This is a genomic window from Pseudomonas alkylphenolica (assembly GCF_016009175.1).
Classification (GTDB): Bacteria; Pseudomonadota; Gammaproteobacteria; order Pseudomonadales; family Pseudomonadaceae; genus Aquipseudomonas; species Aquipseudomonas alkylphenolica_B.
On sequence record NZ_JADUCM010000005.1, the window covers coordinates 39,305 to 62,541 of the forward strand.

The window sequence follows — 23,237 nt, forward strand, 5'->3', positions numbered from 1 at the left end:
GGGCATCCTAGCTGGATCAGGGAGTGGGCTGACCGGATTGATTACCGCGGATGATTTCCATGCCTTGGCGTGGTGCTGCCGAGGCCACAGCGTGGACAACCGGCGTCTGCGCCAGCTGACTGAAGCGATAGAGTTCGCGGTTGGCGTTGTCTGCTACCTGCGTGCGGTTCTGTGGGTCGGACCAGTACCGTGCCAGCAGTTTTTCTTCGGCACTGCGCACTGCCAGGCGCAAGCTACCCGCCTGGGCAGCCAGCAACAGGCGATTCACCAGGACCTCCGGCACCGCCAGCACCACCGTGCGGGCGGGTGTGCGCTGTTGTTCCAGGCGCGCCTTTTCATCCAGCGCCGGCTCTACCGGCTGGCCATCGCTGCCGAGCCCAAGCTGCCTGCCGACACTGAGCAGGCGCAGCGCCGGCAACACCACCTGGGCTGACGCTTGCGGGTTGTTGTTTTCTTCGCGCAGGTACAGCAACACGTCGACGTAGTCGCCCGGGCTCAACTGCCCGGCGACGCCCACCACCTCGTCAACGGCCAATGCCAGGGCGCGTTCGTCGGGGCGGATCATGCGCGCCAGCGGGCCGCCGGACTCGAAACTGCTCTCTTGCAGCCAGGTGCCGGCAGGCAGCGCCCGCCAGCTACTGCGGCCGAGCACTTGTTCCTGGGTCTGGAAGCTACCGGCGGGAGCGACCTGCAGGCGTTCTACCAGCAGGTCTTCCGCCGTCAGCGGGGTAAACGGCGCCACATCGCGGCGCAGCACTACCACCGGCTGACGTGTTTGATCCAGCGCCTTTTCAACGACAGGAGCCGCGACAGGCGTGGCGGCAGGGGGAGCAGGTGCGGCAACAGGCTCGGCGACCGGAGCGCTCAGCTTCAGGCCCCAGTAGCCCGCCACCAAGGCACCGAACAGAAAGAGGCCCGCAAGGATGATGGTAAAACGACTGCTCATGCCGGCGCTCCCTTCTGACTACCTTGTACGTCCATTGCACACGACGTGAACCGGCACACACCGTCGACACAGGAAGTAACTATTTCGCTATTTGAAGGTAGCGCAACTGAGCCAAAGTGCCATTACCCGTCAGAAAATTTTCCATCCCAAAGCCGACACCCCCCTAAAACAACAGCTTATTGGCGTCAGTCTTTCACTATAACTTTCGTATTAATGCCTTCTTACATTTGCTGGAATATCAGCCGTTGACGATGCTGTGGTGGCAAAGGGGAATCACCGAATAAGCCCCGCCATCTGCGCCTCGTGCGCCAGGAGAAGTGCCATGCGTCTTTCCAAAGTACTCAAGAGCTGCAAAGAGTTTTTCTACCGCAAGGATGGCGCGTCCGGCATTGAATACGCGATTGCCGCGGCGATGGTGGCGGCGGTGTTGACGACGTTCATGTCGCCTATTTCCGATGGGTTGAAGACTGTGTTTACTACCGTGCAAACGTCGTTGACCAGTACGGCAAATGCGGGCAAACCTGCAAATTAACGTCGCTTGAGTAGGCGCATAGCGCGTTATCGAACTGCCATCGTGATCATTTTTTAAACGGAAATTCTCCATGCTGACCTCTTCCCAGCGACAACAGATTCTCCTGGTGGATGATGAAGAGGACGCTTTGCTGGAACTTGCCGAGCTGCTTGAGGGCGAAGGTTTTTGCTGTTACACCGCCACGTCGGTGAAACTTGCCCTGCAACAGCTCACCCGCCACCCGGACGTGGCGCTGGTGATCACCGACCTGCGCATGCCGGAGGAAAGCGGCATTTCACTGATCAGGCGCCTGCGCGAGCACACTGCCCGCCAGCACTTGCCGGTGATTGTCACCTCCGGGCATGCCGACATGGACGACATCAGTGACTTGCTACGTCTGCAAGTGCTGGACCTGTTCCGCAAGCCGATCTATCACACCCGCCTGCTGGAAACCCTGGACAACCTCTTTCCCTTACCTCGCCTGCACCTTGTGAACTGAGTGCAGCAGCTACAACGAGTACCTGAAGCTCAAGGTATAGCGCGGCCGCCGATCGAAACTGTCCAGGGCAATGTCCGACATCGGTTTGGCCGCTTCCAGTGAAAGACTGTAATTGCGCGCATCCCCCAGACGCACCCCAAGCGCAACGGACGACAAGCGTGAGTCGCGCACGTCGAGCTGGTTGAACCAGCTACGCGCCGCATCCACCACGCCATAAGGCTGTACGAGTTTCAACAGCTCACCCGTGCCCTGGATGCTGTAGTTGAGCTCATAGGCGGCGCCCCAGCCTTTATCACCCGAGGCCTGGTCGCCGGGATAACCACGGCCGAAGTTCTGCCCGCCGAACACGGCGCGCTCACTGTCGGGCAAGCTGTCATTGCTCCAGTACAACGCCGCCGAGGCGACGCCTTGCCAATGGTCGAAAAACCCATCGCTCTGCACCCCGGCTACGCGCACGCGCAAAAAATCCAGATCGATTTCACTGTCGGTTTTCGCCCCCAGGTAATCCAGGCCCTGGTAGGCGCCGACGCTGAGGATGCGCAATTGCCGGGCAGTGCTCGTGCGCCAGTCACCCTCGAACCCCAGTGCGCGCAGGTCGGTACGACTGTTGTACCTGAGCGGCACATCAACGCCCTCGTAGTCGGTGTCGTCATTGACGGTGTAAAAGCGGCCGGCAACGCTGAGCCATTCGTGGGAAGACGCCGTCAGCGTCTGGCTCAGGCCAATCGAATAACGGTCAAGGTCGCGGTGCTGCCTGAGGTCGATACCATTATTCAGGCGCAGCCGCGCATTGGGGTCGCTTCGCAGCTGCGTGGCAGACAGGTTCAACTGGCTGCCTTCGCTGTCCAGGTACTGCGAATAATCCAGGCGGTAATAGTGTTCGTGTTCATTGCCTGGGGGAAACAGGGCGCTGAAGCTGACCTGCTCGGCCAGCGAGGTCTGGGCATTGCTGCTTGCGCCCAACAATGCCTGCAGGCTCTCGCGGTTGCTGTCAGCAAGGTCCAGTGTTGCGGCAAAAGGTTGGCGTGAAGCGTGAACGATCATGGTCGTCGCACCATCGCTTGTGCCGGCCGAGGTGACCTCAGCCTGAAGGCTCACACCGGGCACCCGGCTCATCAGCGTCGTGTAGCGCTCAAGGGTCTTGCGCATGACCGGGCGTTCCGCCTTGAGCTTGCTTGCCAACTGCTTGAGGTAGTTCGCTGCGGGGCCAACGTCGCCGTGCAGCTCAACGTCGCGAATGTAGCCCTCGACCAGCACCACCTGCACGCGCCCATCGGCAAAATCCTGGGGCGGCAGGTAGGCATAGGACAACACATAGTCGTCCTGCTGGTAGCGGCGGGTCAGGCGTTCGGTGGCTTCGGTCAGTTCCGCCAGGGTGACATCGCGGTCAATCAGCCCCTGATAGTTGTCGCGCAGATCACTCAGGGCATACAGGCTGCCACCTTCAAAACGTACCTTGCGCACCTTGATGCGGGTGTTCGCCGGCAACGCTTGCGACGGCACAGCAAGCGTCGGCAATTGCAGTACGGGTAGCAGCGGACGGTAGGCGTCGATCGGCAGGTTGGGAGCGGGCAGGCTGCGTTCTGTTTCATTGCTGTTGAGGTAACTCGGCAGGGGCTCGGCGCTTGGCACAGAGGCCCAGGAAAGCCCCAGAATGGCAACGGCCAACGATCGCATAGGACGCTCCGTGATCCTCAACGGTAAGCGGAAGCCAGGACTGCACAGTGGTCACTCAAGCGTAGGTGGTCGCAGCATCCCCGTCTAATGCGTCCTGCCTTCCCCCTTCAATCATTGACCTGGAACTCGACCCGCGCGGTCTGGCCGCTTTCGTCCAGCGCGCTCAACTCGACCCGCCCGGACTGCTCAAGGTTCACCGTCAGCCCCTGCTGCCCGTTCGACTCGCCCAGTGGTGAGCCATTGAGGAACCACCAGTGTCGGCCACTGCCGCCCAACGCCGAGACATCCAGGCGCAAGGGCTCGCGGCTGCTCGCGGGGCGACGCAACTGATCACCCTGGCGTACCCCGACAATCGACAACGGCGGTGCGCTGGGTGGCACCTGTGGCGGACAGTGCGGGTCCACCGCCGGCAAGCGCGCCTCACGGCGTTCCACGCGTGGCAACCAGGGCTCCAGCGGCGCCGGCCACAGGGCAACCTGCGTGGCCTTGGCCCCTGGGCAACTGGCGTCACCCCGCAGCCCTTGGCCGTTGACCCAGACGGTTTCGTCCAGGCCGACGCTCAAGGGCTGGTCAGACGCCTGCAAGGTCGGCGGCGTGGTGCCATCCAGGGTCCAGGCAAAACGCTGGCGCCGACAATTGGCATCCTGGCGCGCCAGCGGCTGGCCCAACGGCCAGCAGATCGCCGCCACGCCGACATTGGCCGGCACCCCCACGGCCGCCACGGCGATGCCCCGCTGGCTGTCACGATTGCTCAGCACATCGTGAACCTGCAGCATCAAGGGCGCGGCCGACGCCAGGCCAAACTGGCCGGGCACCGGTGTGCCATCGGGCCGGCCGATCCAGATACCGATCAGGTAGCGTGGCCCGACGCCGATGGACCAGGCATCGCGAAAGCCATAGCTGGTACCGGTCTTCCAGGCCAACAACGGGCGCTGCACCAGTTCGGCATGCGGGTCACGGTCCGGCCGCGCCTGGCCACTGAGAATGCGCCGGATGATCCAGGCGCTGCCCGGCGACAACAACCGGCGTTCGAGCAACGGTGCATCCGGCTGCAAGCGAATCGATGCACTCAGGCCAGCGCGCGACAAGGCGCCGTAGCCGGCCACCAGGTCCTCCAGCCGACTGCCGGCACCGCCCAGGATCAATGACAGGTTCGGTTCGGCCAGCGGCGGCAGCGTCAATGGCACGCCACCGTTGCGCATGTGCGCGGCGAAGCGTTTCGGGCCATACGCTTCGAGCAATTGCACCGCCGGCAGGTTCAGCGACAGCGCCAGGGCAGAACTGGCCGCCACCGGGCCGCTGAAACCCAGCGAGAAGTTCCCCGGCCGATAGTCGCCGTAGCGCCGTGGCACATCCTGCAGCAGGGACTCGGAGTGGATCAGGCCGTCATCCATGGCCATGCCATACAGAAACGGCTTGAGGGTTGAACCCGGAGAACGCAACGCGGTGATCATGTCGACATGGCCGAAGCGGCGCTCGTCATTCAGGTCGACCGAGCCCAGGTAAGCACGCACCGCCATGTTCTGCGCCTCGACAACCAGAATGGCCGCGGACGTGCGCTCGGGCAGGCGCGCGCGCCAGCCCAGCAGCAAGTCCTCCAGGCGCCGCTGCAACGAAGCATCCAGGGTAGTACGGATCAGCGGCGGGCTGTGCGGGCGGTTCAGGCGTCGCGCCAGCAACGGTGCCAGCGCGGGCTCCTGGCGTGGCGCCAGCAACAGCGGCTCTTCCATCGCCTCGACGACCCGCTGGGCCGGCCAGACGTCGTACTCGGCCAGGCGTTGCAGGACTTTGTCGCGCGCTTTCTGAGCCCGTGCCGGGTGCCGGTCCGGACGCAAGCGGCTCGGCGCCTGGGGCAGCACCGCCAGCAATGCCGCTTCGGCGGGCGTAAGGTGCAGGGGCGATTTCCCCAGGTACGCCCAACTGGCCGCCGCGACACCCTGCAAGGTGCCGCCAAACGGAGCACGGTTGAGGTACAGTTCGAGAATCTGCGCCTTGGACAGGTGCCACTCCAGCTGCGCCGTGCGCCACAGTTGGCGCAGCTTGCCCGGCAGCGTACGTGAGTGCGGGTCAAGCAGGCGCGCCACCTGCATCGTCAGGGTGCTGCCGCCCGACACCACGCGCCCGCCACGCAGGTTCTGCCAGGCAGCACGGCCCAAGGCCAGAGGGTTGACCCCGGGGTGCCGGTAAAACCAGCGATCCTCGTAATTGAGCAACGCCTGCAGGTAATAAGGCGAAACCTGCTCGACGCTGACCGGATACCGCCAGACCCCCTCGGCATCGGCGAAGCGCCACAAGGGTGTGCCGTCTTCAGCCAGCACCACCCGCGCCAGATCGTCGGTCGGCAACGGCAATGGCCACAGGCGGTCAGCCGCCCACAACAGGCAGCCCAGCAACAGCACCGCGCCCAGCACGACACCCAGGCATTTCGCCATCGGCCGCAAAGGGCGCGCTAAGATGTGCATCAGGCCCACCTGTTGCTGGCAACAGCCAGGGAACCGAGCAGGCCAGGGCATGGCCAAACACAGGGTAACGGCAGACTCGCCGGTTCGATCATCAGGAAGCAACTATGCATGTAGAAGGTTTTTTCGAGTGGCTAGGCCAGGCCTTGGGCGCACTGATCCGCTTTATCGTCGATGGCCTGAGCGGGCTGTTCAACCTGCTGGCCAACGCCGGTGGCAATTTCATCGATGGCCTGGCACGCACCTTGGGCATGGACACCTCGCTGGTCAGCATCGTTGCCCTGATCATCGGCCTGATGCTGCTGTACTCGGCTATCCGTGCGTTCATGCGCGCGTCGATCATCGTCGGCATCATCTGGTTGCTGCTGGGCCTGTGGGTGCTGAGCTGGATCATCCACTAGCCCTGCACCCACCGGCGTCTCAACGCCCCTTCACCACCAGTTCAGGCACCGATTCTCCCACTGCCTGCAGGTTTGGCCGGTACATCGACTCAACCTGCGGCGGCGGAACCCGATAGCTGCCCGGCGTCACTGCCCGCGCCAGGTACAACAGGTGGGTGGTGCCATAGCCTTCCAGATTCAACGCAGCCACGTAGCGGTCATCACGAAACTCCTGATGGACCACGTTGGCGTTCTGCATCGACTCACGCCACTCTTTGACCGCACTGCTGGCATTTTCAAGGCTGGCCGCACTCTGCGCCAGGTTCTGGTTCTCCAGCTCCAGGCCCGCCGGCAACAGGTCGACCACCAGCGCATCCGGCACCCGCGACGCGGACGTCAGCGCCAGGTGTACCAGCACCAGGTCACCGCTGTGCAGCGCGCGCACATCCAGGGCCTGGCCGTTCATGCCAAGGTACTCGCGGCGAATGCTCATGCCATTGCTGCTGGCCGCCGGCGCCTGGCGCGGGTAGCCGGAGAGGGTCAGTTGCTGGAACAGGGTGTCGCCCCCCTGGTTGTGCACCGTCAACGGTGTGGCCAGAAGCGGCCCTTCGAGCTTCAGGCCTGACTGCGCCGCATTCAGTTCACGCACTTCACCGGCACTGTCCAGACGCGCCGACCATTGCCCTTCCGGCCTGGTCAGCAAGCCGCGCCCGGCGAGGAACAAGGCGTTGCGTTCCTGGGTCGACAACCAGCGATTGGCAGCCAGTTGATCGGACAGTTCAAACAAGCGGGCATCGAGGCTGTCGCTGGCCAGGTTGTTCTCTTCGAGCAAGGCCAGGATCAGGGCTTGATCGCGCACCGGGCTACCATAGTCACCCAGCCAGTCGTCACTGCTGCGGCTGACCGCCAGGCCGGCCTGCAGGGCTTGCTGGGCTCGGGGTTTGTCGCCCATCTTGTCCAGGGCGATAGCCAGCTGCACCAGTGGCAAGCCGGAACGGGCGTCACTGCGACGCTCGAACAGGCTGCGCAATGCACCCAATGGCGCCTGCTGCGTGCGGGCAAGCACCTGGCCCGCATAAGCCTGTACGGCAAAGCGGCTGTGCTCGGCATTCTTGCTGTAGTTCACCTCGATCAGGTTGCGTTCCTGCAGATAACGCAGCAGTCGCTCGCTGGCCTTTTTCAGCGCATCGGCAGGCACTGCATAACCCTGCTCGCGAGCGCGCAACAAGAAGTCGGTGACGTACGCGGTCAGCCAGTACTCTTCCTCGCTATCGGCACTCCACAGGCCAAAACTGCCGTTGTAGCGCTGCATGCCCAGCAGGTGCTCGATGCCCATTTCGATCTTGCGCTTGCGCACCTCGGCCGGCTCACCGCTGATGCCCAGACGCTTGAGCGTTGCAGCGTCGGCATACAGCGAGGGGTACAGGCCGCTGGTGGTCTGTTCCAGGCAACCGTAGGGATAGGCTTCCAGGGCACGTATCTGTTCGGCCAGGTTCAGCGGCGGACGACTCGACAACGCCAGCGTCGCCTCAAGCCCCGCCGCTTCGAACTCGGCCAGGTCACCGGCCGGCAGGCTCCACGGCTGGTCCTTGAGGGCCACCCGGTAGTGCTTGAGCATGGCCGGGTAGGCCGGGCGAATGCCCAGCGTCCATTCACGGCTGAAGGCAGTAGCCGATTCGCCGGGCAGTTGCAGGCCGCTGACCTGCACCGTGACCTTGCCCTGGCCCAAGCCACCGCTCGCCTCGACCGGTACCAGCAAGGTCACGCGCTTGCCCTGGGCCAGGTCAAGGTGCTGCTCGGCAGCGCCGAGCAGGTTCAATTGACCTTCGGTACTCAGGTGTACGTCGAGCTTTTGTGCCAACCCGGAGAGGTTCGACACATCCAGCGCCAGGGTGGTGCGGTCACCGCCTGCAAGAAAGCGCGGCGCCGACAGTTCGGCAATCAACGGCGCTGCGACCACGGTCTTGCCCTCGGCCATGCCGTAGCGTTCGTCGGTCCAGGCCTGGGCCATCAGCCGCAGTTCACCATTGAAATCGGGGATGTCGACAGTGGCCTGGCCCTCACCGTTTTCATTCAGGGTCACCGGCATGCTTTGCTGGGCGACGATGGTTACGCTGGTACTCGGGCGTTTACCGCCCTTGGCCATGGCCGCGTCACCGCCGAAGGCCAGGCTGGCCAGACGGCCCTGCCCGGCTTCGATCAGTTGACCGTAGATATCCAGCTGGTCGGCGCCATAAGCCTTGCGCCCGAACATGCCGGTAAATGGATCCGGCGTCGGGTAGTCGGTGATGTTGAGGATGCCCACGTCCACCGCAGCCAGCAGCACGTGCACCTGTTTCGGCACACTGCCGTCGGCGTTGCGCGCCTGCACGTTTACCGTCAGCGGTTGCTTGGGCCGCATCTTTTCCGGGGCGTTGAGGCTTACCGCCAGTTTGCGCTCGGCGCGGTCCAGCGGCAGGTGCAAGACCCCGACCGCACGCTTGGGCGTGGCATTGACCTTGCGTTCTCCCGGGCGGATGACCAGGGCGCTGACATACAGGTCATGACGGGCCCACTTCGGATCGAGCTTGACCGCAAAGGTCTTGCCTTCGACAGGCACATCGATTTCCTGCCACCACAACGGGCCATCGCTGGATTCAACCATCAGGTAACCCGTACCGGCGGCCGGTGGCGTAACGGTGATGTTGGCCGTGGCGCCATCGGCGTAAGACGGTTTGTCCAGGGCGAGCTTGACCTGGTCCGGACGTACTGCACCGCCGTCGGCATTGTCCTGGGCGCGATAACCCGCCCAGAAACGCTCGCTGGACACCAGGCCGGTCTGCGGGTCTTCGACTTCGACGCGATAAGGCCCCCACTCAACCTGGAAGTTCAGGCGAGCGGTGGAACCCGCCTTGATGCTCAGCGTTTCCTCGCTCTGGGTCAGGAACTTCTCGTTGAAGTTGTAGCTCCAGCCATCGCTCTGCGAGTAGTTCCAGTAGTAGTCGCGACGCTCGCGGATCAGCCGTACCTTGAGGTTGTCGGCGGCCAGCTTGTTGCCATCACGGTCGGCGACCAGCACCTCGAATTCCACCGGGCCGTCGCTGTCGGTTTCTTCACCGTCGAACAGGCCGCGCAATCCGGGCAGGCGCTCGGCCGGCCAGATGGGTTGTTCCAGACGCCGGGTGATCGGCCGGCCACCCGACTCCTGCAGGCTCGCCTGCACAGTCAGCTGCAAGGGCGAGCGCGCTTCAGACCACTTGCTCTCGATACTCAGGGTGGCTTTGCCGTCGGCATCCAGGCTGACTTCATCCAGCTCCAGGTCCTGGCTCAACTCCGGCTCGGTGATCGAGCCGAACTGGTAACCCGGCAATGCCGGTACCGCCTCGCGCAACGGGCGCACGTAGGCCTGACCACTGAGGCGGTTGCCCGAAGCCGGGGCTCCGTAGAGGTAACGGCCATTCACATCGATTTCGGCGCTCTGCTCCGGACTCAGCGGGGTATCGCTGCCCTTGAGCTCCAGGGCCAGGCGCTCGGGCAGGAAGTCTTCGACGAGAAACTCGTAGAGCTGCTTCTTGCCGCCACCCAGGTCGAACAGCAACTGCCAGCGCCCGGTCGGCGCTTCGGTAGCCAGCTGCAACTGATACTGATAGAGCCCCGTCGTGCCTGGCTCCCAGACGAACTTGCGGCTGATCTGCTCGTCGGGGCGACGCACCTCCACCGTCACCGGTTGCGGGGTGACCGGGCGCCCGTCCTGATCACGCAGCAGGCCGTTGAGCAACACCGTCTCGCCGGGCCGGTACAGGTCGCGCGGGCCGAACACGAAGAACTGCAACGGGTTGGCCTGGGCACCGGTGATATCGAATTCAGCCAGGTCCAGCGCGGCGCTGTTCAGGCGCAGCATGGTGGTGTGCACGCCCTGATGGGCCAGCAAGGTTTCCGCCTTGGGTGGCATAGGCAATTGGGCATGACCGTCACTGCCAGTCGTACCCTGGGCCAGCACACGGCCTTCGCCATCGAGCAATTCGAGGTTGACGCTGTTCATGGCCTTGCCGCCTTCCAGCCCTTGGGCGAAGACGTCCAGGCGGTTCTGGTAGCGGTGAGCCGACAGGCCGATGTCACTGAGGGTAAACAGGGTGGCCGGCTGCGAATAGTCGTAGGTGCCTGAAGCGCGCATCACCGCCAGGTACACGCCTGGCTGCTGCAGCGGCTTGATCCCGGCAATCGGCAACAACAGGGTTTCGCGGGTGTTGCGCGCCGGGTTGAGGTCGAAGCGGCCGCTGTAGACCAGCTCGGCCATGTCCAGGGTTTCCTTGGACTGGTAGTAGTACAGGCTGCTGTTGCGTCCCCAGGCGCTGAGGAACGGCGAGAGCGATTCAGGTTTGATCCGGAAGAACTCGACATCGACCTTGTTGACGTTCAGGGCGATCACCGGCAGCCCTTCCGCCAGCCGCGTCGGCAGCAACGAACCGCGGCTGGCGAAGCCGATCGTGGCCTGCATGTCACGCGTTTCCAGGCGGCTCACCGATTCGGCGGCCAGGCGCTTGCCATTGACGGCCTGCAACCCTGCATCGACGGTCAGCACCAGCTTGCGCTGCGGCTCCAGATGGCGCAGGCGCAGCTCCATGCCGTTATCGGACAACTCCCAGGCACCGTCCACCTTGCCTTTGACGGTATCGACCAGGTGCACCCGCTCGGCGAAGTTCTGCTCGGCATCCAGTGGCACCGAAAACGTCAGGGACAGGGCACTGGCACCATCGACCTGCACTTCCGAGACATCCACCACGCTCAGCTCGCGACCGGCGTAGCGCTTGGCCAGGGTCGCGGCATCTTCCCGCGCAGGTTTTGCTGCGGATGCAGCCTGTTCGGCCTGGACCGGCGTTGAAGTCGTCGCCGGTTTATCCGGCGCAGACGAGTCGCAGGCACTGAGCAAAGCCAGCACGCAGGCCAGCAACAATCCTTTGTTGAGCATGGAAATAACTCTTTGGCAGCAGGTTCTAAGGGGTGAACTATATCCCAAGGTCAGCGCAGACGCTGGACACAGATCAGTACACAACTGCATCAAGCGCCGCTGCAGCGGCTACAATGCCCGGCCTGCCTGGAGCCGACATGTCCCGATTGCTGACCGACTGGCGCGACCGCCCTACCCACCGCAAGGTCTGGGCACTGGCGGCGCCGATGATTCTCTCCAACATTTCCGTGCCGCTGGTGGCGCTGGTCGACAGCGCCGTGATCGGCCACCTGCCCCATGCCCATCAACTGGGTGCCGTGGCGGTGGGCGCCAGCCTGTATACCTTCCTGGCCTTTCTGATGGGCTTTTTGCGTATGGGCTCCACCGGCTTTGCCGCCCAGGCAGCCGGGCGTGCCGACGGCGCAGCGTTGCGTCAGGTACTGGTGCAGGGTTTGCTGCTGGCGCTACTGTTCGCCCTGCTGCTGGGGCTGCTAGCCCTGCCCTTCAGTCAGTTGGCCCTGCAGTTGATGCAGCCGTCGGCAGCGCTGGAGCAGTCCACCCGGGAGTTTTTCCACACCCGCTTGCTGGGCCTGCCCGCGGCGCTGGCGAGTTTTGCCCTGGTCGGCTGGTTTCTCGGCACCCAGAACGCCCGGGCACCGCTGGCGATTCTGCTGACCACCAACCTGCTCAACATTGTCTTGAATCTCTGGTTCGTGCTCGGACTGCACTGGGGTGTGCTGGGGTCGGCGCGGGCGTCGGTGATCGCCGAATGGAGTGCCGCCCTGCTCGGCCTGGCGCTGACCCGACCGGCCTTGCGGGCCTACCCGGGCCAGATCGCCTGGGCGCTGCTGGCCCGCTGGCAAAGCTGGCGCCCCTTGCTGGCCGTCAACCGCGACATCTTCATTCGCAGCCTGGCCCTGCAGGGGGTGTTCTTCCTGATCACCGTACAAGGCGCACGCCTGGGTGAAGATACTGTGGCCGCCAACGCGCTGCTGCTCAATGGCCTGCTGCTCACTGCCTATGCCCTCGACGGCCTGGCCCACGCGGTCGAGGCCCTGTGCGGCCACGCCATCGGTGCCGGCGACCGACCGGCCCTGCGCCGATCGTTGACGGTAGCCTGTGGCTGGTCATTGCTGGCCAGTGCCGGCTTTGCCGTGCTGTTTCTGTTCGGCGGGCACCTGTTCATCAACCTGCAAACCGACATTGCCAGTGTGCGCGACACGGCCTACCAGTACCTGCCCTACCTGGCGTTACTGCCGCTGGTGGCGGTGTGGAGTTACTTGCTCGATGGGTTGTTCATTGGCGCAACGCGCGCACGCGAGATGCGCAACGGCATGTTGATCAGCGTCGTCGTGGCCTTGCCGATTGCCTTTGCCGCAACAGGTCTGGGCAACCACGGGCTGTGGCTGGCGTTTCTGCTGTTCATGGCGCTGCGCGGGGTGACACTGGGGGTGATGGGCTGGCGGTTGCAGAGGCGGGATGGGTGGTTTGGCCGGTAATATTGCCGCTCAATCGCAGGCTATCGCCAGCTCCCACAGGATCGATGGAATTCCTCAAGAACTACACCAACCCTGTGGGAGCGGGTTTACCCGCGAAGGGATCAGCTCGACAGGTAGGACGAGCGCGTCAGCCCCAAACGCAAGGCGTCGAGGAACTGAGTCTTTTCACGTGCGGTGATCTTGGCGCTGGCGCACTTGTCACGGTAGTGAGTCATCAGCTCCTCCGGCGACAGGTGCACATAACGCAGCATGTCCTCGATGGTGTCATGGGTCTCGATACCGGCGTGATACACGCTGCCATTGGGGTTCTGGTAGATGTTCACCGAGTCGGTGTCACCGAACAGGTTGTGCATGTCGCCAAGAATTTCCTGATAGGCACCGACCAGGAATACGCCGAGCAGATAGTCCTCGCCCTCTTTGACCGAATGCACCGGCATGCTGGTCTCGATGCTCTGCTCGTCGACGTACTGGTTGATCTTGCCGTCGGAGTCGCAGGTCAAGTCCTGCAGCACCGCACGACGCATGGGTTCTTCGTCCAGGCGGTGCAGCGGGATGATCGGCAGCACCTGACCGATGGCCCAGGTGTCCGGCAAGCTCTGGAACACCGAGAAGTTGCAGATGTACTTGTCGGCCAGCTTGTCATTGAGCTCGTCCAGTACCTGCCGGTGTGAGCGCTGGCGGGCCTTGAGCGAGTTGTGCAGGCGACGGCAGACAGCGAAGTAGCACTGCTCGGCCAGGGCCTTTTCGGCCAGGCTGATCTTGCCATCGGCATACTGCGCGGCCACGTCACCCATGTAGTGGGTAGCGCGCCAGTAGGTCTCGGTGACCATTTCGATATCGGTCGGGCCCAGCAGGTCGGCCAGCCACTGCACGGTCTCGGGCAGGCTTTCCTTGTTCTCGATCAGCGGTACTTCATCGTTGTGGCTCTCGACGTCGGTCACCTGGATCACCAGCATGGCGTGGTGCGCGGTGAGCGAGCGGCCGCTTTCGGAGAAGATGTGCGGGTGCGGCAGGCCCTGCGCGTCGCAGAACTCTTTCAGCATCCCGACGACGACACCGGCGTAGTCGTCCATGTCGTAGTTGATCGAGCTGGCGTTACGCGAGTGGGTGCCGTCGTAGTCGACACCCAGGCCACCGCCGACGTCGATATGGTCGACCGGCAGGCCCAGCGCACGCAGTTCGCCGTAGTAACGAATGGCTTCCTTGAAGCCGTGCTGGTAGTCCGCCAGGTTGGCAATCTGCGAGCCCATGTGGAAGTGCAACAGGCGGATGCCCTGGTCCAGGCCGGCATCGCGAAAGCGCTGCACGACCGAGATCAGTTGCGCGGCCGACAGGCCGAACTTGGACTTCTCGCCACCGGTGTCGGCCCACTTGCTCGACGCCAGCGACGACAGACGTACCCGCAGGCCGACCTGTGGCTTGACCTTGAGCTCGGCTGCTTCTTCGATCACCAGGGCCACTTCCGACTCTTTCTCGATGACGATGAAGACGTTGTGGCCAAGCTTCTGGCCCATCAGCGCCAGGCGAATGAATTCACGGTCCTTGTAGCCGTTGCAGACGATGGTGCCGCCCTTCGGCGCCAGCGCCAGCACAGCCAGCAGCTCGGGCTTGGAGCCGGCTTCGAGGCCGATGGAGACGTTCTGGGTGGCGATGATGTTCTCGACCACCGCTTCCTGCTGGTTGACCTTGATCGGGTACAGCGCGGTGTACTGGCTCTGGTATTCCAGGCGCGCGATGTTGGCATCGAAGGCACCGGTCAGCTGACGCACGCGGTCTTGCAGGATGTCCGGGAAGCGGACCAGCAGTGGCAGCGACAGGCCGCTCTTGCGCAGCTCATCGACTTGTTCGTACAGGTCGATCGGTGCGCTGCCAGGCCCGTTCGGGCGAACTTCGACGCGCCCGGCCTCGTTGATTGCGAAGTAACCGGCCCCCCAATGGCGAATCCCGTAAACACTGCGGCTGTCCGCAACTGTCCATTGGCTGCCATCGTCTTTGCGTGTGCGTCGTACGGACATTGAAGTCCCCTATATAAAAAGTCGAATAACACCGCCCCGCAGGTGGCGGGCTCAGTGTAAAGCCTGGAAATGACGATTTTCCGTGTTCAGGGATAGACCCTTCCTACGGGAACGAGTTTAGAAAGCGAACGGCAAAAAATCGCGATGCGGTCTTCAGCCGCCGGACTTTTTCGCTTTGAAGCCTTGCTTGATCAGCTCTGCCAACAACAGCTCGACGTGATCGCCCTGGATTTCGATGACCCCGTCTTTCAACGCGCCGCCGGTTCCGCAGCGGCGCTTGAGCGTGCTGGCCAGATCCTTGAGCTGTTCCAGGGGCAGCGGTACACCGCTGATGGTCGTCACCGTCTTGCCGCCACGGCCTTTGCTTTCGCGGCGCACGCGAGCAATGCCATCGCCTTCGGGGATGAGCGTCTGTTTGCAGATGCAGGCATCTATGGGTTTGCTGCAGTCCGGACAATGCCGACCTGCATCAGTGGAGAACACCAGGCCACCCAGGGCGGCGAATGATGCGGCTTTCTTGGCCACTTTTGATCCTCGTAACGTGAGGACAAAAACTGGTCGGCGCCCCGGGCAGGGTACCGACCGCGAAGCCCCACTCTGGCAGGGGCAGCGCAACTGCCGACACAGGGTACGGCAGCCTTAAAAGGCCGCGCAGTGTAACGATAAATGCCGCCGCTGCTAAGTACAAAACTGCGCCATTTTGCATGTGATTCGCGACGTCAGGCCCGTCGGTCGATGTAGCGTTGCAAGGCGGCCAGCGAATCGGGGCAGTAAGGCTGCTGCCGACTGTCGGCCAGGGCCTGTTCGAGCGGCAGGAAGCGGGCCTCGCTGACCTCCTCGGGCTGCAGGCGCAATGGCCCGTCCCAGACGGCCGAGAACACCGCACACCAGAGGCGGTTGCCAGGCTGATCGAAGAAAAAGCGCTCGTGTGCCGTCAGCGCTACACCGGCCACCCCCAGCTCTTCTTCCAGTTCACGCGCGGCCGACTCGGCGAAACTCTCATCCGCCTGGACCATACCGCCAGCAGCCACGTCCCAGTAGCCGGGATAGATGGCCTTGCTCTCGGTACGCCGGTGTACGCACAGCTCACCGGCCGAGTTGAACAGCAGAATGTAGGTGCCCCGCCCGATCAGGCCCTTCTCGCGCAATTCGGCGCGAGGCAAGGCCCCCAGCGGTTGATCGTTTTCGTCGACCCAGGCAATCAGTTCGGCGTCGGAGGCTGCGCGATGCGCCGCCTCCTGCTTGGAAATGCTCACCGCTTAACCTTGCGACAGCAGTTGGCGCAGGTCGATCACGGCCGCGTTGGCGCGGGAAATGTAGTTGGCCATGACCAGCGAGTGGTTGGCCCACATGCCAAAGCCGCTACCGTTCAGCACCATCGGGCTCCACAGCGGCTCCTGGGAGGCTTCCAGCTCACGGATGATCTGGCGCACGCTGACGGTGGCGTTCTTCTTCGCCAGCACATCGGCAAAGTCCACTTCGATGGCGCGCAGCAGGTGCGACAAGGCCCACGCCTGACCACGGGCTTCATAGAAGACGTTGTCGATCTGCAGCCACGGCGTCTCGACCACTTCTTCATCCAGTTGCGGCGCCTGGCCGGCGACCACGCTTTCGGTCTTCAGGGTGCTGTTGAGCTTGACCCGGCCGACGCTGGCCGACAGCCGCTGGGACAGCGAGCCCAGGCGGGTGGCAACGTCGCCCAGCCAGTTGTTGAGGTTGTCGGCGCGGGTGTAGAACAGCGCGCCGGGCTGATCCGGTGCCGACAGACGCTTCTGGTAGCGGCTCAGGGAGTTGATGCCTTCCTGGAACTCCGACTCGCTCGACGGCAGGATCCAGCTCTTGTTGTCGAAGTTGAAGCGCGGTTCGGCCTTGGCCAGGTCGGCGTCTTCAGTGGACTGCGACTGCGAACGTGCGAAGTCTTTACGCAGCGCCCGGCTCAGGTCGCGCACCTGGACCAGCACGCCGTATTCCCAGCTGGGCATGTTGTCCATCCACAGGCCCGGTGGAAAACGGTCGTTGGAAATGTAACCGCCCGGCTTGTTCAGCAAGGTACCGGCAACGGTCTTGAGGGTTTCTACCGTGGTGTAGCCGACCACCATCTGATGGCCGTTTTTCTCGGCCGCCGCCTGGGCATTCTGCTGCACCGGGAACAGGTCTGGCTCAGCGCTCCAATACCAGCCAAGGCCAATGCACACCAAGAGGTACAGGCCGATCAGCGTGCCCAGTGCACGGCTGAAAAACAACCCGCCAAAGTAACTGCGGGTGGCGGCACCGCGCGGTTCGACGCGCTCGCGCGCCTCGGCTTTGCCTGTACGGTTTTTCCAGTCCAGCATGGCGTTGTCCTTTCTGTCACGTCGGTTCAAGGGGTTCGACCGCAACCCCCGGGCTTCGTGCCAGCGCAGTGCGGTTTTTCCCGCCGCGCCGCTTGCCGGGGTCAGCAAGTATCGCAGCACTATAAATCAAGCACGCCCGTTCGCATAAGTGACTATAGAGTCAGTTAATGAATGGGAGGAGTTGTACAGTAAATTGATACAAGACACTCGATTGTCCAGAAAGTGGTGCTAGCATAGAGCCATTACTCGAACTGCCTCACCCTTAATAAGTAGTCAGGACATGACCGAGCCAGAAGACCCCAATCGTGAGCGCCTCAAGCAACACTTTGCCCAGCGGGTCATTCACCAGGCTCGGCAGATACTCGAGATCTGGCAGCGCTTGCAACGCAGCGAATGGTCCACCGGCGACCTTGGGGAACTGCGCGAAGCCACCCTGCGCCTGCAACGCTATGCAGAACGCTTCGAACAGCCTGAACACAGCGAACTGGCTGAAGCTATCGGTCAGACGCTGGGCGCCATCGAGGCCAACAGCGCGCGCCTGAGCAGCCCGCTGATCAGCGAGCTCAACCGCCTCATGCAGCGCCTGTCGCGCACTGGCTTGCGCCAGGGCGACCAGCTTGAACATGTACCGTTACCGCCATTGCGCAAACCGGTCTACATCATGCTCCAGGACCACGACCGGGCCGAGCGTCTGGCACAGCAGCTGGAGTTCTTCGGCCTGGGTGTACAAGCCTTGTACAGTGCCGAGGCGTTTCGCGCGTCGATGAGCGAACGGCTGCCCTCGGCCATCGTCATGGATGTCGACTTCACCGGCGCAGGCGTCGGCCTGCAGCTGGCCGCCCAAGCCCAGCAAGGTCTTGAGCAACCCGTCCCCCTGCTGTTCTTCAGCCTGCATGAAACCGACACGCCCACACGCCTGGCTGCGGTTCGCGCCGGTGGCCTGGAGTTCCTCACCGGTACGCTGGAAGCATCAAGCCTGCTGGAGAAAGTCGAACTGCTGACCAGCGTTACCCAGTACGAGCCCTTCAAGGTGCTGATCATCGACGACTCCCGGGCCCAGGCAATGCACACCGAGCGTCTGCTCAACAGTGCCGGCATCGTCACCCGTGCCCTCACCGACCCGATCCGCACCATGGCCGAGCTGGCCGATTTCCAGCCCGACCTGATCATCCTCGACATGTACATGCCCGACTGCACGGGCGTAGAGCTGGCCAAAGTGATTCGCCACAACGACCGTTACGTCAGCGTGCCGATCATCTACCTGTCGGCCGAAGATGACCTCGACAAGCAACTGGATGCCATGAGCGAAGGCGGCGATGACTTCCTGACCAAGCCGATCCGCTCGCGCCACCTGATCACTACGGTGCGCAACCGCGCAGCCCGCGCGCGCAACCTCAAGGCGCGGATGGTGCGCGACAGCCTGACCGGCCTGTACAACCACACCCACATCCTGCAACTGCTCGAAGACTGCAGCTTTCGCGCCCGCCGCGAAGACAAGCCGTTGAGCTTCGCCATGCTCGACATCGACCATTTCAAGAAGGTCAACGACAGCCATGGCCACCCCATGGGCGACCGTGTGATCAAGAGCCTGGCGCTGTTTCTCAAGCAGCGGCTGCGCAAGACCGATTTCATCGGCCGCTATGGCGGTGAAGAGTTCGCCATTGTCATGCCCAGCACCGACCTTGCCGCCGCCCACAAAGTGCTGGATGAAATTCGCTGCCGCTTCGCCGAGATCCATTACCCGGCCCAGCCCCGGGACCTGTCCTGCACGTTCAGTGCCGGCGTGGTGCAACTGAGCGACGGGCTGGATGCCCTGAGCATGGCCACCCATGCCGACGAGGCGCTGTATCGGGCCAAGGGCGCCGGGCGCAACCGGGTGCAGTGCGTCGACTGATCAAGGCAAAATGCCACTTTTTTGGCCAGATGCTCGACGTCGTCATAACCCGGTCATAAAAACGCAATAACTTCAGGGGCTTACCATTCGGCCGTTGGTAGATCCCGGACATGCGCCTGAAGCTGCTCACCAATTTCAACACCCTGTTGCTGGTCACCGTGTGTATCGCCCTGGGCGCCACTTTGTGGTGGTCGCAGCGTGCCCTGGAGCGCCCCTACCAGATCATGGAGCGTTACCTGTCGCTGTCGCAGCAATTCCAGAACCAGGCGGCGCGCAACATCGAGGACTACCTGAGCAGCGGCGACGCCCTGCGCCACGCCACGGCCGTGCAGGCAACCGCGGCACTGCAGGAATCGCTCAAACAACTGCCCGATACGCTGTCGGCCACCCTGACTCCGAGCCTGGACAGCCTGCAGCGCTTCACCGCCAATGAACTGTTGGCGGCGGGCAAACTGGCCGGTGACCCGCAAGCGCTGCTGCTGCAGGCCGAACGCGAACTGGGGGCAAACCTCGAGCAGCTGGCCAGCTACACCCAAGGCAGCAACAGCGCCGAGGCAGCAGGCTATACGCCGCTGCTGCTACGCGCCACATTGCACTTGTCGCGCCTGTCGCTGGCCCGCGACAAACTGGTCAGCAGCGGCCGCAGCGAGCTGGCCGCTGAAGTGGAGCGAGAGCTGGCACAGATCAGTGCCCAGGCCGAGGCCCTTGAAGCACTGCCTTTGCTCGGCGTTACCGCCGCCCGCGAATCCGGCGCCGACGACTTTGCCACGTTGATGGGGCTGGAGTCGCAAGGAAGCAGCGAGGCCGAAGACACCGGCATCGCCCTCAAGCGTGAATTGAACAGCCTGCTCAAACGCTACCCGGGCGAACTGCAACGCACCCGCGAGCAAATCCAGCGCCGCAGCGAACTGGCCACCAGCACCCATCAACAGATTGCCGCGGTACAACAGGCCATTGCCGCCCTGGAACCTCTGGTACGCAGCCAGCACGCCACCATCCAGAATGAAGTACGGGTGATCCAGGGCTTGATGATCGGCCTGATTCTGTTGATCGCCCTGCTTATCGATACTTTGCAGCGGCGCCTGGCCAGGGTCCTGACCAACCTTGCCCCGGCCTTGTCACGCTGGACCGAGGGCGACTTCAGCCAGCCGATTGCGCTGGGCAAGAGTAATCGCGAGATTCACGATATTCAGGATTCCCTGAACCGCCTGCGTCTTTACCTGGTGGAGCTCGTCGGCACCATCCGCAGCAACGCCGAACAGGTGGCGGGCAGTAGCCACGCCCTGGCCGGCATGAGCAGCGCCCTGCACGAAGGCGCCGAGCGCCAGGCCGGTGACACCGCGCAGATACGCGACGCTCTGGGTGAACTGGAAGCGACCATCGTCCAGGTAGCTGGCGACGCCAGCCAGGCTGCCGATGCCAGCCGCGACGCCGGTCGCGCCGTGGAACAAGGCCAGGCAGTGATCGGCCAGAGCCTTGCCGGGCTACGCGCGCTGGTGGATGAAGTGCAGGGAAATGCGCAGATGATCGAGCAACTGGCAGAAGAGTCGGGCACCATCGGCGGCGTGCTCACGGTGATTCGCTCGATTGCCGAGCAAACCAACCTGCTGGCCCTGAACGCCGCGATCGAGGCTGCACGTGCCGGAGAAATGGGCCGCGGCTTTGCCGTGGTCGCCGAAGAGGTGCGCTCTCTGGCCCAGCGCACCACAGGTGCCACTGGCGAGATTCAGACCTTGATCGGTCGCCTCCAGCAGGCTGCCCGCGAATCGGTCGAGGGCATGCGCGCCCAGCTTGAGCACGCCGAGGCGACTGCCAACCAGGCGCAGGCGGCCGACGGAGCGCTGGATGAAATCGTCGCGGCGATCCAGACCATTGCCGATACAGCCGTACGCATTGCTGACGTTACCGCCCAGCAAAGTGGTGCCGTGAGCGAGATACGCGATCACAGCGAGCGCATCCATGACCTGGGCGAAGACAACCTGCAGCGTATCGGCGAAGGCCGGGAGCAGGGCGAACAGCTGCTCAGGCTGGGCGGCGAGCTGAACACCGCAGTACGTACCTTTCGGGTCTGATCCAACCCCGAATGCTGTGGGCGCTGGCGAAGCCTGCGATCGAGCGCGCAGCGGTCGCCGTCGTTTACAGACACATCAGGTTGCGGCGGGGCGTGGCGCAGTCCGTTATCATGCAGGCACTTTTGTACTGCGAGACCGCCATGCGCCGCCTGCTTTTACTCCTGACTCTGCTCCTGGCCTTGCCCGCCGTCGGCGCCGGCCTGCTCGACAACCGCCCCAGCGCCACCCTGGGCGCCTCATCGCTGAACAACAGCGCCGACTTCCTGCCGGTACACGAAGCCTTCAAGCTCAGCCTGGTACAAAGCGATGCCCAAAGCATCAAGCTGCGCTTCGTCGCAACCGAAGGCTATTACCTGTATCGCCATCGCTTCCAGTTCCACACCGAACCCGCCGATATCGCCTTGGGCAAGGCGCAGATCCCCCCGGGCGAAGCCAAGCATGACGAGTTCTTCGGCAACGTCGAGGTCTACCACGGCATCGTCGATATCGACATCCCTCGCCCTGCCGGTGACAGCCGCGCCTTTACCCTGCTGGTTGGCTACCAGGGCTGCGCCGACAAGGGCCTGTGCTACCCGCCGGAAACCGCACGCCTGAACATCGACGGCAGCGGCGCCGCGCAGCCGGCCAGCGCCGGTGCCGGTGCCGGTGCCGGTGCCAGCACCAGCGTCAAGGCGTGGACCTGGAAAGAACTGCTGCTGTTCTTCCTCGCCGGTGTCGGCCTGACCTTCACGCCGTGCGTCCTGCCGATGCTGCCGATCCTGTCTGGCGTGGTACTGCGCGGCCAGGTCGGAGGCCTGCGCGGTTTCAGCCTGTCGCTGGCCTATGTGTTGCCGATGGCCGCCTGCTTTGCCTTGCTCGGCGCCCTGATGGGCTTGTTCGGCGCCAGCATGAACCTGCAGGCGCGCCTGCAATCGGCCTGGGTACTGGTGCCGTTCTCGCTGTTCTTTGTGCTGTTTGCGCTGGCCATGTTCGGCCTGTTTGAACTGAAGCTGCCCCATGCCATCAGCCATCGCCTGGAGCGTCTGGTTGGCCAGACCAAAGGCGGGTCGCTGCTCGGTGCCGCCATTCTCGGGGTGTTTTCCAGCCTGCTGGTGTCGCCTTGCGTATCCGCGCCCCTGGCCGGTGCGCTGCTGTATATCAGTGCCAGCGGTGATGCGCTGGGCGGCGCCCTGAAACTGTTTGCCCTCGGGCTGGGCATGGGCGCCCCGCTGCTGTTGGTGGCCACCGGCGGTGCCGCCTGGTTGCCGAAAAGCGGGCCTTGGCTGGTCACGGTAAAAAATGCCATTGCCGTACTGTTACTGGGCCTGGCCATCGCCCTGCTGAGCCGGGTATTGCCCGGTCAGATCACTTTGCTGCTGGTGGGCCTGTTGAGTGCCGGTGTCGCCCTGTTCCTCGGCACCCTGGAGTTCACGACGAAAACCACCCTGCAACGCCTGGCGCAATTGCTCGGCCTGGTGCTGCTGGCCTATGCCCTGGCCTGCTGGTACGGCGCCCTGAGTGGCCGGACCGATCCGCTGCGCCCGTTGCCCCAAGCCACCGCAATGCGCAGTGAAAGCAACGCGCCGGTGGCGACGCAGGCCGACTGGCAGACCATCACCACCCCTGCCGCCCTCGACAGTGCCCTGGCCCAGGCCAAGGCTGACGGAAAACCGGTGGTGCTGGACTGGTACGCCGACTGGTGCATCAGCTGCAAGGTCATCGAGCATGAGGTACTGACCGCACCGGCGGTCAAACAGCAGCTCCAGGGCTACACGCTGTTGCGCTTCGACATCACCGAAAGCAACGCCGAACAGCGCGCCCTGCTCGACCGCTACCAGCTGTTCGGGCCGCCAGCGCTGTTGTTCTTTGCTGCGAACGGCAGCGAAAAAAACGCTGATCGGGTAGTAGGTGAGACAAACGCCGTCGAATTTGCCGAGCATCTGACGCGCATTCGCAGCGATCTGGGTCTATAACTTCCTCTGGCCGTGCAAACGCCACCATCGATGACCGAAATTAATAAGCTAGTCACATATTTGCCGTGAATCT

15 protein-coding genes are annotated in these 23,237 nt (G+C 63.4%); 7 read left to right on the forward strand and 8 right to left on the reverse strand.

All coding sequences use genetic code 11. The features are described 5' to 3' along the window. Nucleotides 1–16 precede the first annotated feature (16 nt). Nucleotides 17–946: a Flp pilus assembly protein CpaB gene (gene cpaB / locus I5S59_RS07175; protein WP_197876020.1), complete on the reverse strand. Its 930-nt coding sequence runs from the start codon at nucleotides 944–946 to the stop codon at nucleotides 17–19. Between the two features lie 322 nt (nucleotides 947–1,268). Between cpaB and I5S59_RS07180 the strand changes: the two genes are divergently transcribed. Beyond that, nucleotides 1,269–1,478 (forward strand): Flp family type IVb pilin, encoded by a 210-nt coding sequence (locus I5S59_RS07180; RefSeq protein WP_197876021.1) that lies wholly within the window; start codon nucleotides 1,269–1,271, stop codon nucleotides 1,476–1,478. 70 nt (nucleotides 1,479–1,548) lie between these two features. Then, nucleotides 1,549–1,956, forward strand: a complete 408-nt coding sequence (locus I5S59_RS07185; protein ID WP_128321464.1) for a response regulator — start codon at nucleotides 1,549–1,551, stop codon at nucleotides 1,954–1,956. Nucleotides 1,957–1,965: 9 nt separating this feature from the next. Here the strand turns inward: I5S59_RS07185 and I5S59_RS07190 are convergent, their stop codons facing one another. Together I5S59_RS07190 and pbpC are read right to left on the reverse strand one after the other, a co-directional pair. Then, on the reverse strand, nucleotides 1,966–3,633 hold the full coding sequence (locus I5S59_RS07190) for a ShlB/FhaC/HecB family hemolysin secretion/activation protein (RefSeq protein ID WP_197876022.1): 1,668 nt from the start codon (nucleotides 3,631–3,633) through the stop codon (nucleotides 1,966–1,968). A gap of 107 nt (nucleotides 3,634–3,740) precedes the next feature. After that, nucleotides 3,741–6,095, reverse strand: coding sequence for a peptidoglycan glycosyltransferase PbpC (pbpC, locus tag I5S59_RS07195; protein ID WP_197876023.1), 2,355 nt, complete (start codon nucleotides 6,093–6,095; stop codon nucleotides 3,741–3,743). A gap of 104 nt (nucleotides 6,096–6,199) precedes the next feature. On the opposite strand from pbpC, the gene I5S59_RS07200 reads away from it, so the two are divergent. Beyond that, complete coding sequence (locus I5S59_RS07200; RefSeq protein ID WP_197876024.1) at nucleotides 6,200–6,493, forward strand: hypothetical protein; 294 nt, start codon at nucleotides 6,200–6,202, stop codon at nucleotides 6,491–6,493. A gap of 19 nt (nucleotides 6,494–6,512) precedes the next feature. Here the strand turns inward: I5S59_RS07200 and I5S59_RS07205 are convergent, their stop codons facing one another. Then, on the reverse strand, nucleotides 6,513–11,420 hold the full coding sequence (locus I5S59_RS07205; protein ID WP_197876025.1) for an alpha-2-macroglobulin family protein: 4,908 nt from the start codon (nucleotides 11,418–11,420) through the stop codon (nucleotides 6,513–6,515). Between the two features lie 137 nt (nucleotides 11,421–11,557). On the opposite strand from I5S59_RS07205, the gene I5S59_RS07210 reads away from it, so the two are divergent. Then, nucleotides 11,558–12,898, forward strand: a complete 1,341-nt coding sequence (locus tag I5S59_RS07210) for an MATE family efflux transporter (RefSeq protein WP_197876026.1) — start codon at nucleotides 11,558–11,560, stop codon at nucleotides 12,896–12,898. Between the two features lie 101 nt (nucleotides 12,899–12,999). Here the strand turns inward: I5S59_RS07210 and speA are convergent, their stop codons facing one another. The 4 genes from speA to I5S59_RS07230 all read right to left on the reverse strand — a co-directional run bounded on the left by speA (nucleotide 13,000) and on the right by I5S59_RS07230 (nucleotide 17,246). Next, nucleotides 13,000–14,913, reverse strand: a complete 1,914-nt coding sequence (gene speA / locus I5S59_RS07215; RefSeq protein ID WP_197876027.1) for an arginine decarboxylase — start codon at nucleotides 14,911–14,913, stop codon at nucleotides 13,000–13,002. A 153-nt stretch (nucleotides 14,914–15,066) separates the two neighbouring features. Then, the gene (locus tag I5S59_RS07220) at nucleotides 15,067–15,438 is read right to left on the reverse strand and encodes a translation initiation factor Sui1 (protein WP_010221702.1); all 372 of its coding nucleotides are present in this window, start codon (nucleotides 15,436–15,438) and stop codon (nucleotides 15,067–15,069) included. 194 nt (nucleotides 15,439–15,632) lie between these two features. Then, nucleotides 15,633–16,169, reverse strand: a complete 537-nt coding sequence (locus tag I5S59_RS07225; RefSeq protein WP_197876028.1) for an NUDIX hydrolase — start codon at nucleotides 16,167–16,169, stop codon at nucleotides 15,633–15,635. A gap of 3 nt (nucleotides 16,170–16,172) precedes the next feature. After that, nucleotides 16,173–17,246: a DUF2333 family protein gene (locus I5S59_RS07230; RefSeq protein WP_197876029.1), complete on the reverse strand. Its 1,074-nt coding sequence runs from the start codon at nucleotides 17,244–17,246 to the stop codon at nucleotides 16,173–16,175. Nucleotides 17,247–17,526: 280 nt separating this feature from the next. Between I5S59_RS07230 and I5S59_RS07235 the strand changes: the two genes are divergently transcribed. From I5S59_RS07235 to I5S59_RS07245, 3 genes are all read left to right on the forward strand, one after another. After that, complete coding sequence (locus I5S59_RS07235) at nucleotides 17,527–19,140, forward strand: response regulator (protein ID WP_197876030.1); 1,614 nt, start codon at nucleotides 17,527–17,529, stop codon at nucleotides 19,138–19,140. 1,292 nt (nucleotides 19,141–20,432) lie between these two features. Beyond that, complete coding sequence (locus I5S59_RS26700; RefSeq protein ID WP_420066445.1) at nucleotides 20,433–21,212, forward strand: methyl-accepting chemotaxis protein; 780 nt, start codon at nucleotides 20,433–20,435, stop codon at nucleotides 21,210–21,212. 140 nt (nucleotides 21,213–21,352) lie between these two features. Continuing rightward, nucleotides 21,353–23,164 carry a protein-disulfide reductase DsbD gene (locus tag I5S59_RS07245; protein ID WP_197876032.1) on the forward strand — a complete coding sequence of 604 codons (1,812 nt, stop codon included), beginning with the start codon at nucleotides 21,353–21,355 and terminating at the stop codon, nucleotides 23,162–23,164. Nucleotides 23,165–23,237: the final 73 nt, after the last annotated feature.